The sequence below is a fragment of the Pseudomonas capeferrum genome, assembly GCF_000731675.1.
Taxonomy (GTDB): Bacteria; Pseudomonadota; Gammaproteobacteria; order Pseudomonadales; family Pseudomonadaceae; genus Aquipseudomonas; species Aquipseudomonas capeferrum.
In genome coordinates this window covers 726,757-739,340 of the sequence record NZ_JMIT01000001.1, presented here as the reverse complement: position 1 = coordinate 739,340, position 12,584 = coordinate 726,757, and the positions used below count along the sequence as shown (strand labels likewise).

Annotated in this window: 11 protein-coding genes; 1 reads left to right on the top strand and 10 read right to left on the bottom strand. The window is 63.5% G+C overall.

All coding sequences use genetic code 11. The annotated features are described in order from the left end of the window. Window positions 1-23: 23 nt before the first annotated feature. The 8 genes from proP to PC358_RS03415 form a co-directional block, all read right to left on the bottom strand. Window positions 24-1,526, bottom strand: coding sequence for a glycine betaine/L-proline transporter ProP (gene proP / locus PC358_RS03450; protein WP_033697543.1), 1,503 nt, complete (start codon window positions 1,524-1,526; stop codon window positions 24-26). A gap of 247 nt (window positions 1,527-1,773) precedes the next feature. Further along, window positions 1,774-2,748 (bottom strand): porphobilinogen synthase, encoded by a 975-nt coding sequence (gene hemB / locus PC358_RS03445; protein ID WP_033697542.1) that lies wholly within the window; start codon window positions 2,746-2,748, stop codon window positions 1,774-1,776. Window positions 2,749-2,903: 155 nt separating this feature from the next. After that, window positions 2,904-3,737 (bottom strand): substrate-binding periplasmic protein, encoded by an 834-nt coding sequence (locus tag PC358_RS03440; RefSeq protein WP_033697541.1) that lies wholly within the window; start codon window positions 3,735-3,737, stop codon window positions 2,904-2,906. 34 nt (window positions 3,738-3,771) lie between these two features. Continuing rightward, the gene (locus PC358_RS03435; RefSeq protein WP_033697540.1) at window positions 3,772-4,440 is read right to left on the bottom strand and encodes an amino acid ABC transporter permease; all 669 of its coding nucleotides are present in this window, start codon (window positions 4,438-4,440) and stop codon (window positions 3,772-3,774) included. Then, window positions 4,437-5,078, bottom strand: a complete 642-nt coding sequence (locus PC358_RS03430; RefSeq protein WP_033697539.1) for an amino acid ABC transporter permease — start codon at window positions 5,076-5,078, stop codon at window positions 4,437-4,439. Before PC358_RS03430 ends, PC358_RS03435 begins: the two co-directional genes overlap by 4 nt. Continuing rightward, a complete protein-coding gene (locus tag PC358_RS03425; protein ID WP_152604613.1) occupies window positions 5,078-5,869 on the bottom strand; it encodes an amino acid ABC transporter ATP-binding protein in 792 nt (263 codons plus the stop codon). Before PC358_RS03425 ends, PC358_RS03430 begins: the two co-directional genes overlap by 1 nt. Before the next feature lie 24 nt (window positions 5,870-5,893). After that, complete coding sequence (locus PC358_RS03420; RefSeq protein ID WP_033697536.1) at window positions 5,894-7,204, bottom strand: M24 family metallopeptidase; 1,311 nt, start codon at window positions 7,202-7,204, stop codon at window positions 5,894-5,896. Between the two features lie 96 nt (window positions 7,205-7,300). Further along, window positions 7,301-9,337 (bottom strand): NADH:flavin oxidoreductase, encoded by a 2,037-nt coding sequence (locus tag PC358_RS03415; protein WP_033697535.1) that lies wholly within the window; start codon window positions 9,335-9,337, stop codon window positions 7,301-7,303. 126 nt (window positions 9,338-9,463) lie between these two features. On the opposite strand from PC358_RS03415, the gene PC358_RS03410 reads away from it, so the two are divergent. Further along, window positions 9,464-10,105 (top strand): TetR/AcrR family transcriptional regulator, encoded by a 642-nt coding sequence (locus tag PC358_RS03410; protein ID WP_033697533.1) that lies wholly within the window; start codon window positions 9,464-9,466, stop codon window positions 10,103-10,105. Between the two features lie 46 nt (window positions 10,106-10,151). Here PC358_RS03410 and PC358_RS03405 read toward each other — a convergent pair whose 3' ends face one another. Both PC358_RS03405 and gabP read right to left on the bottom strand, forming a co-directional pair. Beyond that, window positions 10,152-11,045, bottom strand: coding sequence for a PA4780 family RIO1-like protein kinase (locus tag PC358_RS03405; RefSeq protein ID WP_033697531.1), 894 nt, complete (start codon window positions 11,043-11,045; stop codon window positions 10,152-10,154). A 111-nt stretch (window positions 11,046-11,156) separates the two neighbouring features. Continuing rightward, complete coding sequence (gabP, locus tag PC358_RS03400) at window positions 11,157-12,548, bottom strand: GABA permease (RefSeq protein ID WP_033697528.1); 1,392 nt, start codon at window positions 12,546-12,548, stop codon at window positions 11,157-11,159. Window positions 12,549-12,584: the final 36 nt, after the last annotated feature.

Below are 12,584 nucleotides of genomic sequence, written 5' to 3'. Positions count from 1 at the left end.
TACTGAGTAAAGGGCCTTGTACCTTACTCGATACGCGGATGTTGCTGCACCAGCAATTTGCGTTTGGCCTCAAGCTCTGCAATCTGCGTGTCGATGTCTTCGATTTTCTGCTCGATGTTGTCGTGGTGCTCCTGCAGCAGCTCGCGTGCTTCCTCGATGTCAGACGCGGCAGGCGCCGCGCCGCGCAGGGGTTTGTTGGCGGTTTCCTTCATGGTCAGGCCGGTGACCAGGCCGACGGCCGCAATCACCATCAGGTAGTAGGCCGGCATGTACAGGTTGCCCGTGCTTTCTACCAGCCAGGCGGCCAGGGTCGGGGTAAGGCCGGCGATCAGTACCGAGATGTTGAACGCGCTGGCCAGGGCGCTATAGCGAATGTGCGTGGGGAACATCGCTGGCAATGTCGAGGCCATCACGCCGATGAAGAAGTTCAGCAGCACGGCAATGATCAACAGCCCGGCGAAAATCAGCCCAAGCACGCCGCTGTTGATCAGCATGAAGGCTGGGATAGCCAGCGCGAACAGGCCGACACTGCCGACCATGATGAAAGGCCGGCGCCCGAACTTGTCACTGAGCAGCCCGATGATCGGCTGCACGAACAGCATGCCGACCATGATCGCGATGATGATCAGCACCCCGTGGTCTTCGCTGTAGTGCAGGTTGTGCGACAGGTAGCTGGGCATGTAGGTGAGCAGCATGTAGTACGTGACGTTGGTGGCGATCACCACGCCAACGCAGGTCACCAGGCTGCGCCAGTGCTGGGTGGCCACCTCTTTGAACGACACCTTGGGGCCGGAGGCCAGGCCTTCGCGGTCGCCTTGTTCGAGCTTTTCGACGTGCTGCTGGAATGCCGGTGTCTCCTCCAGCGCGTGGCGCAGGTAGAGGCCAATGATGCCCAGCGGCAAGGCCAGGAAGAACGGCAGGCGCCAGCCCCACTCAAGGAACTGCTCCTCGCCCAGCACGGTGGAAATCAACACCACCACGCCCGCACCGAGAACAAACCCTGCGATGGAGCCAAAATCCAGCCAACTGCCGAGGAAGCCGCGCTTGCGGTCGGGCGCGTACTCGGCGACGAAAATCGAGGCCCCGGTGTATTCACCGCCTACCGAGAAGCCCTGGGCCATCTTGGCCAGCAGCAGCAGGATCGGCGCCCAGATGCCGATCGAGGCATAGGACGGTATCAGGCCGATGGCAAAGGTGCTCAACGACATGATCACGATGGTGGCGGCGAGAATCTTCTGCCGGCCGAACTTGTCGCCCAATGCCCCAAAGAACAACCCGCCCAGCGGGCGGATCAGGAAGGGTACCGAGAAGGTGGCCAAGGCAGCGATCATCTGCACGCTGGGGTCGGCGTTGGGGAAGAACACCTTGCCGAGTGCGTAGGCGACGAAGCCATAGACGCCGAAGTCGAACCATTCCATCGCGTTGCCCAAGGCGGCGGCGGTGATCGCTTTGCGCATCTTGGCGTCGTCGACGATGGTGATGTCTTTCAGGCCGATCGGTTTGACGCTTTTCTTGCGAGATTTCATGCTTATATCCCTGTCGCTGAATGCTCTATGGCATCAGAGACTAAGGGACACTAAATAATTCAGCGCTTAATGAATTTTTGTAGTTTCAGGGCGGGCTGGGGGCTTGTAGGAGCGGCCTTGCGTCGCGAAAGGGCTGCGTAGCGGCCCCGGCGATTTTTGCTGCGCCACAGAACCTGGGGCCGCTACGCGCCCCTTTCGCGACGCAAGGCCGCTCCTACAGGCCGCCCCCACAAGGCAGCCGGCCCTATCAGATACCTTCGCGCGCCAGGTCCATGGCGAAGTAGGTCAGGATCAGGTCGGCACCCGCCCGCTTGATGGCACCGATGCTTTCACGCATCACGCGCCCTTCATCGATGGCACCGGCCAGGCCGCCGAACTTGATCATCGCGTATTCACCACTGACCTGGTAGGCCGCCAGTGGCAGGCGCGAAGCAGCGCGGATGTCGGCGATCACGTCAAGGTAGGCGCCGGCCGGTTTGACCATCAGCACATCGGCCCCTTCCTGCTCGTCGAGCAACGATTCGCGCACGGCTTCGCGGCGGTTCATCGGGTTCATCTGGTAGCTCTTGCGGTCACCTTTGAGGGCGGTACCGCCGGCCTCGCGGAACGGGCCATAGAGCGACGAGGCGAATTTGGTCGAATAGGCCATGATTGCCGTGTCATGGAAGCCTGCGGCATCCAGCGCACCCCGAATCGCCTGGACCTGGCCGTCCATCGCCGCCGATGGCGCGATGAAGTCGGCGCCGGCGGCGGCCGCGATCACGGCCTGCTTGCCCAGGTTGACCAGGGTGGCGTCGTTGTCCACACCGTGGTCGTGCACCACACCGCAATGGCCGTGGCTGGTGTATTCGCAGAAGCAGGTGTCGGACATCACCACCATTTCCGGCACGGTGTCCTTGCAGATCCGCGCCATGCGCGCCACCAGGCCGTTTTCGTTCCAGGTGTCACTGCCGACCTCGTCCAGGTGGTGCGAGACGCCAAAGGTCATCACCGACTTGATGCCGGCACGGGCGTAGCGCTCGATTTCTTGCGCCAGCAGTTTTTCAGGGATGCGATTGACACCCGGCATGCTGGTGATCGGCACGAAATCATCGATGCCTTCTTCGACGAAGATCGGCAGGATCAGGTCTTCAAGGCGGAACTCGGTTTCCTGGAAGATCGAACGCAGGGATTCGTTCTGGCGCAAGCGACGAGGACGAACGGAGGGGAAACGGTTGGACATGACAGCTCCAGGGAATATGGACGGCGTACACCATATGCCTGTTGAGCCCCAGTGAAAAGGCTGAATGAAGAGATTGTGTCTTGCATCAAGGGTAATAGCCTGGATTAGCCGTGCCTCTTCGCGGGTAAACCCGGGAAGAGGCTGGTATAGGCACTTCACTCCACCAACCGCGGCGCCCCCACATCTGCCGCCTGCCGATCCAGCCCATGCGCCTCAAGTATACGGGCAATCTCGCCACTGCCATGCAACGCCTGGATGTTGGCATCCAGCGCCTTGCCCAGTTCGACGTTGCTCAGCATGTAAGGGATGCTGGTCTGCCCCGGTTGCTCGGTCGCCTTGACCCGTGGATCCGGCTCGGACACTTTGATGCTGGCGCCCTTGTACGCCCCCTTCTGCTGCGAGGCGACGGCCACCGCATGGCTGTCGATGCCGGCCTCGATGCGCCCCGAGGCCAGGTCCTGGGCCATGGCCACCGGGTTGGGGTACAGCACCAGGTCGTCGCCCAGCACCGTCTTCAGGTCACTGACCCACAGGTAGCCCTGCACCGTCCCCACGCGCTTGCCCTCCAGCTCGCTGACCTTGGCATAGCCCTGGGGCGAGATGATGCCCATCACGTCCAGGTACAACGGCGCCGACAGCCCCAGCACCTTGCCGCGCTCCGCCGTGCGGTACCAGTCGCCAATGACCACGTCGGCACGGCGGGCCACCACCGACTGGATTGCCGCCGAGGGGTCGAGCACGCTGGCCTTGATGGTCAGGCACTCCCGGGCCGCGATCTGCTTGATGATCTCGCCATCAACGCCGCCCAGTGCCTGGCCGGTGCCAGGGATCGAGTACGGCGGGAAGACCCAGGCTGCGACGGTGAGCACACCAGGGGTCAGGGTTTCGAACGTGTGGGTGGGTTTGCACTCGGCCATGGCCTGGGCGCTGCCGACCAGGGCCAGGCACAGGCTCAGGCAACGGGTAACGCGCTTGAATGGTTTCATCACGGGTACCTTTCAGGAAGTGAATGTAAAAGCAGCATCAGCAAGCAGGTTGCACGCCGGGCGCCAAGCGTCGCTCCAGGGCAGCCACGCCCAGGCTGGCCGGCGCGCAGACTGCCGCGTACATCAGCCCGGCCAGCACCAGCACCGGCATGTACTGGAACGTCGAGGAGCCGATGGCCGAGGCGCGGCTGACGATCTCAGGCAAGGCGATGGTGAAACACAGCGAAGAAGCCTGGAACATCATGATCGAGAAGCCGAGCAACGACGGCAGCGCCACCCGCAAGGCCTGGGGCAGGATCACATAGCGCAGGGCATCGACCCGGTTCAGGCCAATCACATCAGCCGCCTCGTGCTGGCCACGGGCAACCGCCTCGATGCCGCCGCGGATGATCTCGCTGGTGTACGCCGCCGTGCAGTACGCCAACGCCAGCACGGCCGCCCAGAACGAGGTCAAGGTCAGGTTCACCGACGGCAGGCCGAAGTAGAAGTACTGCAACAGGATCAATGCCGGCGCCCCCCGCCCCAGTTCGACGATGATCAACGCCGGGTAGCGTATGGCCTTGCCCCTGGCGCCTACGCCCAGGGCCAGCAGCAGCCCCAGCGCGATGCCCAGCAGCAGGCTGATGGCGGTCACCTGCAACGACAGGACAAAGCCCTTCCATAACTCCGGAAACCACTGCGCCCACAGTGTCAGCAGCGCGTTCATAGGCTGATCCTCCGTTGCAAGGTGCTCGACAACCAGCGCGAAGCCAGCGCCACCGGCACGCTGAGCACCAGGTACACCAGCGCAGCCGCGCTGTACACGCCCAGCCCCTGGAAGGTTTGCTGCGAAACCTGGTACGCCTGGAAGCTGATATCCGCGACACCCAGCGTCGACGCCACCGCAGAGTCCTTGAGCAGGCCGATGGCGTAGGTGGCCGCTGTCGGGATGGAAATGCGCACCAGCTGCGGCAACACCACATCGAAGAAACGCTGCGGCGCTGACAGGTTGAGCACATGGGCGGCTTCATACTGGCCATCGGGGATCGCCGCAAAGGCGCCCCGGTAGACCTCGGCCATCTGCGCGGCGGTAATCAGGCCAAGGCCGACCACCGCTGCGACAAACGGCGACAACGTGACATAGCCGCCGCCAATGCCGAAAAAGATGAAGAACAGCCAGACGATCGGCGGGATCGAACGCAAGGTCAGCACCAGAGCCGCGCCCAATACCCGCAACGACGGCACCTGTGACATGCGCAGCGCACACAGCGGGAACCCCAGCACCACACCGACAGCAAAGGCGCAGACGGTCACACCCACGGTCCACGGCACGCCCGCCAGCAGCATCATGAGGATATCGTTCATCAGCGGTTCCTCACGGCCTGGAGGAACTTGCTCACCCGTTCATGGCGTGGCTGGCGCATCACCTGGGCACTCGGGCCCTGTTCGATGATGCGGCCCTCGGCCATGACCACCACGCGGTCGGAGACGGTCTCGGCAAAGTGCATTTCGTGGGTCACGACGATCATCGACATGCCCTCCCCGGCCAGCTCCTTCATTACCGCCAGCACCTCCAGGCCGAGCTCCGGGTCCAGTGCCGATGTCGGTTCATCGAACAGCATCAACTGCGGCTCCAGCGCCAGGGCGCGGGCGATAGCGATGCGTTGCTGCTGCCCGCCCGAACAGCGCGCCGGATAATGCCCGGCTTTGTCCGCCAGGCCCACGCGCTCCAGCAACTGCATCGAGCGCGCATCGGCCTCGCGCTCACTGCGCCCCAGGGTTCGGACCTGCGCCAGGCTGACATTGCGTAGCACCGTCAGGTGCGGGAACAGGTTGAACGACTGGAACACCATGCCGATACGCCGGCGCAGTTTCAAAAGGTCCGCCCGCGCCATCGGCGTGGCGGCGTCGATGTCCAGCTCATCAAGGCGGATACGCCCACGCGTCGGCGGCTCAAGCTGATTGATGCAGCGCAACAAGGTGCTCTTGCCCGAGCCGCTGGGGCCAATGATGGCCACGACCTCGCCCTTGCTCATCTCGAAGTTGACGTCGTGCAGCACCTCGTATTTGCCAAACTGTTTGTAAAGCGATTCCAGGCGCAGAAACGCAGGCTTCACTGCAGGCACTGGCGGCACCTGACGCAGGGGGATACTCATCGGGTTCATGTGCAGGCCCTCCCCTCAATAGCGGTCGTCGTCGACCAGCGGCGTGCTCGACAGCTTGACCGCACCCTGGGCGGTGATCAGCACCTGCTCTTCAAGCTTGACGCCCTCGCGCCCGCCTTGCTCGCCGATGTAGCTCTCGACCGAGACCACCATGTTCTCCTCGAACACGCCGTCGTAGCCCCATTCGGCAAAGTCCACGGCGTAGGCCACGCTGGGGTACTCGTCGACCAGGCCCACCCCGTGCAGCATCATCATGTAGCGGTTGTGCTCGAACCGCTGCGGCACCGGCCAGCAGTGCGCGGCGAACTCGCGGAATGAAAGCCCCGGGCGCAGCAGCTGGAGGTTATGGCTGACCTGCTGCGAGGCAATGTCGAGCAGCGCGCGCTGGGCCCCGGTCACTGGTTTGCCAGGGCAGACGAAGCTGCGCGAGATGTCCGACAGGTAACCGCCGGGGCCGACCATGTCGGTGTCGAAGCAGACCATCTCGCCCGCCTCGATGACTTTGTCGGTGGCGTCCTGGAACCACGGGTTGGTGCGCGGACCGGAGCTGAGCAGGCGGCTCTCGGCCCACTCGCCGCCCTGGGCCACGTTGGTGCCGTGGAGGATGCTCCACAGCTGGTTTTCGGTAATACCCGGCACCAGGCTGGCCCGCATGCGGGCGATGGCCAGGTCGCACACGGCCATGGACACCCGATGGCTGGCGATTTCCTCGGCGGACTTGATCAGCCGCGCCTGCTCCATCAACGGCTGGGCGTCGAACAACGCGATGCCTTTGGCCTTGAGCTTCTCGGCCCCCCAAGGGTCACAACGGTCAACCGCCAGGCGGCGATTGCCGCCACTGTGGCGCAGCATCAGCTCGGCCACTTCCGCCGCCCACAAGGCCGCCTTCTCATCGACCCTGGGGCCGGCCAGAAAGTACAACCAGGGCAGCGCCGGGCGGATCTCGTCGATGGTCTCGACGTGCTCGCTGTTGTGCCGGCTGCTGGTGAACTCGAACAGCACCACCGGCCCTTCCGTGGGCACGAACACATAACGGCTGGGCGAGTGCATCACCCACAGGCCAAGGTTGTTGGTGTCGGTGGCATAGCGGATGTTGATCGGGTCGGCGAGCAGGATGCCGCCATAGTCGTGCGCACGCAGTTGCTGGCGAATACGCTGCAGGCGGTATTCGCGCAGGGCCTTGCGGTCGATGGCGGCCTGGGCCGCGAGCAGGCCGCTGTCTACCGGTGCCAGGGCATGGCCGGTGACGCTGGCGTCGGTGCGAAACTGCAGGGATGACGGGGTGAGCAGGCAGGGCTGCTCGGTCGATTGGGTACCAATGTGCATGGTTACACTCTCCACTGGATATCGTTGTCGTTGTTGGAGCCAGGGCAGTAACAGCGGGTGGTGCTGGGTTTATAGTTTTAAGGTGCAGCGTACCGATCAGAGGTCTTTCACCAGGCGCAGCGCGTCATAGATGGCCGCGTGGGTATTGCGCGAGGCCACCGCGTCGCCGATGCGAAACAGTTGGAAGCGCCCGTCGTTGCGCCGGGCCACAGTTTGCGGGCGGCCGGCAATGAGGTCCATGTACTCCACCGCCCCTTCATTGCTGGACAACGGGCACAGCTGGAAATACAGCTCGTCCAGCGGGCGGGTGCCATGGTTGACCACCACCTGGTCGACTTGCCGGGTCTGGCGCAGCTCGCTGTAGTCGGTGCCGATGCTGGCCAGCAGGCCGGCTTCACCCTTGTGTACCGCCTTCAGCCGCCAGGTGACGGTGAAGGTCGTGTCCAGTTGCTGCAGGGTGCGCATGTAGGGCACCAGGTTCATGCCCATGACTTCTGGCGAGAAGGTTCGGTCGGGGGTCATGATCTCGGTGCGTGCGCCGCTTTGCGCAATGAACTCGGCGGCCTGCAGGGCGGCATGGTCCCCGGCATCGTCATACACCAGCACGTTGCGCCCAGGCTTCACGTCGCCGGAGATGATGTCCCAGCTCGACACCACCAGGTCGTTGCCGTGCTCCAGCACTTCGGTATGGGGAAGCCCACCGGTCGCGACGATGACCACATCGGCGGCCTCGTCGAGGATGATCTGGCTGTCGGCCCACACGTTGTAGTGGAAGGTCACGCCCAGGCGCTCGCACTGGGCCAGACGCCAGTCGACGATGCTGATCATTTCCTTGCGCCGCTCGGACTGCGCGGTCAGGCGGATTTGCCCGCCGGCCTTGTCAGCCACCTCGTACACCACCACTTCATGGCCACGCTCGCCCGCCACCCGCGCCGCCTCCAGCCCTGCCGGGCCGGCACCGACGATGACCACCTTGCGCCGCACCGGCGCCTTGGCGATGTCGTGGGGCATGCTGGTTTCGCGCCCGGTGGCGGCGTTGTGAATACAGTAGGCGGCACCACCGTGGTAGATGCGGTCCAGGCAATAGTTGGCGCCGACGCAGGGGCGGATCTGGTCTTCGCGGCCTTCGATGATCTTGCGCACGATGTGCGGGTCGGTCATGTGCGCGCGCGTCATGCCGACCATGTCCACCAGGCCTGCGGCGATGGCATGGCGGGCCGTGGCCACGTCCGGGATCTTCGCCGCATGGAAGGTCGGGAAGCCGGTCAGCGAACGGATCTCGCCGGCGAAGTCCAGGTGCGGGGCGTTGCGCATGCCTTGGATCGGGATGATGTCGGTAAGGCCTGCGTCGGTGGCGATATTGCCGCGTATCACGTTGAGAAAGTCGATCATCCCGCTGTTTTTGAGCAACTGCGAAATCTGCAGGCCTTCCTGCCGGGTCAAGCCGCCGGCCAGCACTTCGTCGCCGGTGTAGCGGATACCGACGATGAACGCGTCGCCCACCCGCTGCCGAATCGCGGCGAGCACTTCGAAGGTGAAGCGCAGGCGGTTTTCCAGGGAGCCGCCGTAGACGTTCTGCAACTCGTTGGTCAGCGGTGACCAGAACTGGTCCATCAGGTGGCCGTAGGCCTGCAGCTCGATGCCGTCGAGCCCGGCGGCCTGCATGCGTTCGGCAGCGTCGGCGTAGTCCTTGATGATGCGCTCGATGTCCCAGATCTCCAGGCGCTTGGGGAAGGCCCGGTGCGCCGGCTCCTGGTTGTGCGACGGTGACACCACTGGCAACCAGTCGCCTTTGTCCCAGCGGGTACGCCGGCCCAGGTGGGTGAGCTGGATCATCACCGCCGCGCCATGCTCGTGGCACTCGTCGGTGAGGTCTTTCATCCAGCCGACCACCTCGTCCTTGTAGGCCAGCACGTTGTTGAACACTGGCGGGCTGTCTCGGGAAATGGCGGCGGAGCCGGCGGTCATGGTCATTGCCACGCCGGCCTTGGCGCGCTCGACATGGTAGGCACGGTACAGCTGCTTGGGCATGCCGTCTTCGGGGTAGGCCGGTTCGTGGGAGGTGGTGATGATGCGGTTGCGCAAGGTGAGGTGCTTGAGTTGGTACGGCTGAAGCAACGGGTCATTTGACATGATTGTTCTCGCGTTCAGGGCATCAGGCAAAAACGACATTAGCCCCCATGTACACAGGTGTCAATTAATTAGACACAGGTGTACATTGCGCTTGCCAGCCTGCCATGGATACGGAAGAATGCGCCCATGAACATGACTTCGAAGACCCCAGAACTCGCCGCCCGCGGTTCGCTCGAAAGCTGGCTGAACGCCGCTTACGAAACCCTCAAGGAATCGGGGGTGGATGCTGTGCGGGTATTGCCGCTGGCGAAAAAACTCAACCTTGCCCGCACCAGTTTCTATTGGTACTTCGAGGACCGCGAGGCGTTGCTGGCAGCGCTGATCGAGCAGTGGAAGCGCAAGAACACCAGCAACCTGGTGAGCCATTCACAGGCGTATGCGGCGTCGATCAGCGAGGCGATACTCAATGTGTTCGATTGCTGGCTGAACAGCGAACTGTTCGATTCGCAGTTCGAATTCGCCATGCGCAGTTGGGCCCTGCAGTCGGAACAGGTAGCCGCCGAGATCGTCGAGGCCGACGCCCTGCGCATGCAGGCCCTGAAGCAGATGTTCGACCGCTTCGGCTTCAGCGAGGATGCCGCCGCCACGCGCGCCCGCTCGATCTACCTGGCGCAGATCGGCTACATCAGCATGAAGACCTACGAACCGCTGGCGCTGCGGATGCGCTTCATTCCAGAGTACCTGCGGATTTTCACCGGGGTTGAGCCTGAGGCCCATGAACTGGAGCGGTTCTACCAGCGCAACGGGTTTGTGCCGCCAGCGAACTGAACCTCGCCAGCGCCACAGGGTTGGGCCGCCAGGCGGCCCCAATGGACTACTGCATCCAGGGCGGAGGGGGTTCTTCACCCTTGACCGGGCCACGCTCGGCGTCCGCCAAGGCGGCGCGGCGGCGGGCGTCATCGAACCGCGCGGCTTCGATTTCACGCAGCACGCCATCCACGTCGGCTTCCTCGTCGTCGTCAGCGAACACGCCGGTCAACGGGCTGTCCGCTTTCAGTTCGCCCGCTTCGAACAACGCCCACATTTCCTGGGCATAGCGGGTGTCCTTGAGCTCCGGGGCGAAGCGGCCGAAGTAATGGGCCATGTTCGACACATCACGTTGCAACATGCTGAAGGCATGGTTGTTGCCGGCTGCATCCACCGCTTGTGGCAAGTCGATGATCACCGGGCCGTCAGGGCCGAGCAGCACGTTGAACTCGGAGAGGTCGCCGTGCACCAGCCCTGCGCAGAGCATCAGGACGATCTGGCGGATAACGAATGTGTGGAATTCGCGAGCTTCTTCGGCTTCCAGGTGCACATCGTTGAGGCGCGGGGCGGCGTCGCCGTCGGCGTCCGTCACCAGCTCCATCAACAGTACGCCATCCTGGAAATCGTAAGGCTTGGGCACCCGCACACCGGCGCTGGCCAGGCGGAACAGGGCCGCCACTTCAGCGTTCTGCCAAGCATCTTCGGCCTCTTTACGACCGTACTTGGAGCCTTTGGCCATGGCGCGGGCCTGGCGGCTGTTACGTACCTTGCGGCCTTCCTGGTACTCGGCGGCCTGGCGGAAACTACGCTTGTTGGCCTCTTTGTAGACCTTGGCGCAGCGCACCTGGGTACCGCAGCGCACCACGTAGACCGCAGCTTCCTTGCCGCTCATCAGAGGTCGCAGTACTTCGTCGACCAGGCCGTCTTCGATCAGGGGTTCGATTCTTTTTGGAGTCTTCATCAGGCTTGAGTTCTGGGGTCCTGTGGCCGAGCCGTGGAGGTGGCGGCCATCCTCTCACAGCCTGATGGATCTTGCTCGTCTGAGATGCAACGTTCGTCTGTTACCGGCCGCCTAGGCGCCCTGCCCCACGGTGCTGCCTGGCGCCACCCGCGCCCGTCGGCGCGTGATCAGCAACCCCGAGCACACCACGAATACCGCCAGCACCAGGGTGGAAACCACCTCAAGGCGATGGTCCGGGCGCAACAGCATCACCACCAGCACGCTGCTGATGAACAGGATCACCGCCCAGGTCAGCCATGGGAACAGCCACATGCGGTAGTTCAGTGTCTTGCCTTGCGCAGTCAGGCGCTTGCGCAGGCGCAGTTGGGAAATAGCAATCACCAGGTACACCAGCAAGGCGATGGCGCCGGAGCTTGCCATCAGGAAGCCAAACACCTTGGCCGGCACCAGGTAATTGGCGATCACCGCCAGAAACGCCGCACCGGTGGACAGCAGCACCGCGACAATCGGCGTACCGCTGCGGCTGGTCACTTGGGCACAGGCCGGCGCATCACCACGACGGCTCAGCGAATAGACCATGCGCGACGCGGTGTACAGCGACGAGTTCAGGCAACTGGTGACCGAGGTCAGCACGACGAAGTCGATGATGGCCTTGGCATGCGGCACACCAAGCGTATCCAGCACCGTGACGTAGGAGCCCTCGGTGGCCAACCGCGGGTCGGTCCAGGGCACCAGCGCGATGACGATGAAGATCGACAGGATGTAGAACAGCGTGATCCGCCAGATCACCGAGTTGGTGGCCTTGGAGATATGCTTGCCCGCCTCGTCCGACTCGGCGGCGGCAATGGTCACCACCTCGGCCCCAAGGAACGAGAACATGGTGATCAGCATGGCACTGAGTACCGCGCCGAAGCCATTGGGCATGAAGCCGCCGGTGTCCCACAGGCGCGAAACACCGCTGACGCCGGCGCTGGGCAGCAGGCCGAAAATGGCGCAGGCGCCCAGAATGATGAAGGCGACGATGGCAATGACCTTGACCAGCGCCAGCCAGAACTCGAACTCGCCGTAGTTCTTCACGCTGAACAGGTTGGTGGCCGTCAGCAGCAGGGTGATCACCAACGACAGCACCCAGATTTCCATCTGCGGCACATAGGTGTTGATGATGGTGGCGGCAATGTTGGCCTCGATGGGGATGATCAGCACCCAGAACCACCAGTACAGCCAACCGATGGTATAGCCGGCCCACTTGCCGATGGCGAGGTCGGCATAGGTGGAAAACGAGCCGGTATCCGGTGAGGCGACCGCCATTTCGGCCAGCATGCGCATGACCAGCACCACCAGCCCACCGGCCAGGATATACGCGAGGATGGTGGCGGGCCCGGCCTCGGCGATGGCCCGACCGGAGCCGACGAACAGGCCGGCGCCGATCACCCCGGCGATGGACAACATGGTGACGTGCCGCGATTTCAACCCATGACTCAAATTGTTCTTGTCTGTTTGCATGGCCTTACCTTCTTGTTCTTGTCATGCCCGCGCTGC

Coding starts and splice junctions, on each gene's coding strand:
- proP (WP_033697543.1), bottom strand. CDS start 1,526: ATGAAATCTCGCAAGAAAAGCGTCAAACCGATCGGCCTGAAAGACATC.
- hemB (WP_033697542.1), bottom strand. CDS start 2,748: ATGTCCAACCGTTTCCCCTCCGTTCGTCCTCGTCGCTTGCGCCAGAAC.
- PC358_RS03435 (WP_033697540.1), bottom strand. CDS start 4,440: ATGAACGCGCTGCTGACACTGTGGGCGCAGTGGTTTCCGGAGTTATGG.
- PC358_RS03430 (WP_033697539.1), bottom strand. CDS start 5,078: ATGAACGATATCCTCATGATGCTGCTGGCGGGCGTGCCGTGGACCGTG.
- PC358_RS03425 (WP_152604613.1), bottom strand. CDS start 5,869: ATGAGTATCCCCCTGCGTCAGGTGCCGCCAGTGCCTGCAGTGAAGCCT.
- PC358_RS03420 (WP_033697536.1), bottom strand. CDS start 7,204: ATGCACATTGGTACCCAATCGACCGAGCAGCCCTGCCTGCTCACCCCG.
- PC358_RS03415 (WP_033697535.1), bottom strand. CDS start 9,337: ATGTCAAATGACCCGTTGCTTCAGCCGTACCAACTCAAGCACCTCACC.
- PC358_RS03410 (WP_033697533.1), top strand. CDS start 9,464: ATGAACATGACTTCGAAGACCCCAGAACTCGCCGCCCGCGGTTCGCTC.
- PC358_RS03405 (WP_033697531.1), bottom strand. CDS start 11,045: ATGAAGACTCCAAAAAGAATCGAACCCCTGATCGAAGACGGCCTGGTC.
- gabP (WP_033697528.1), bottom strand. CDS start 12,548: ATGCAAACAGACAAGAACAATTTGAGTCATGGGTTGAAATCGCGGCAC.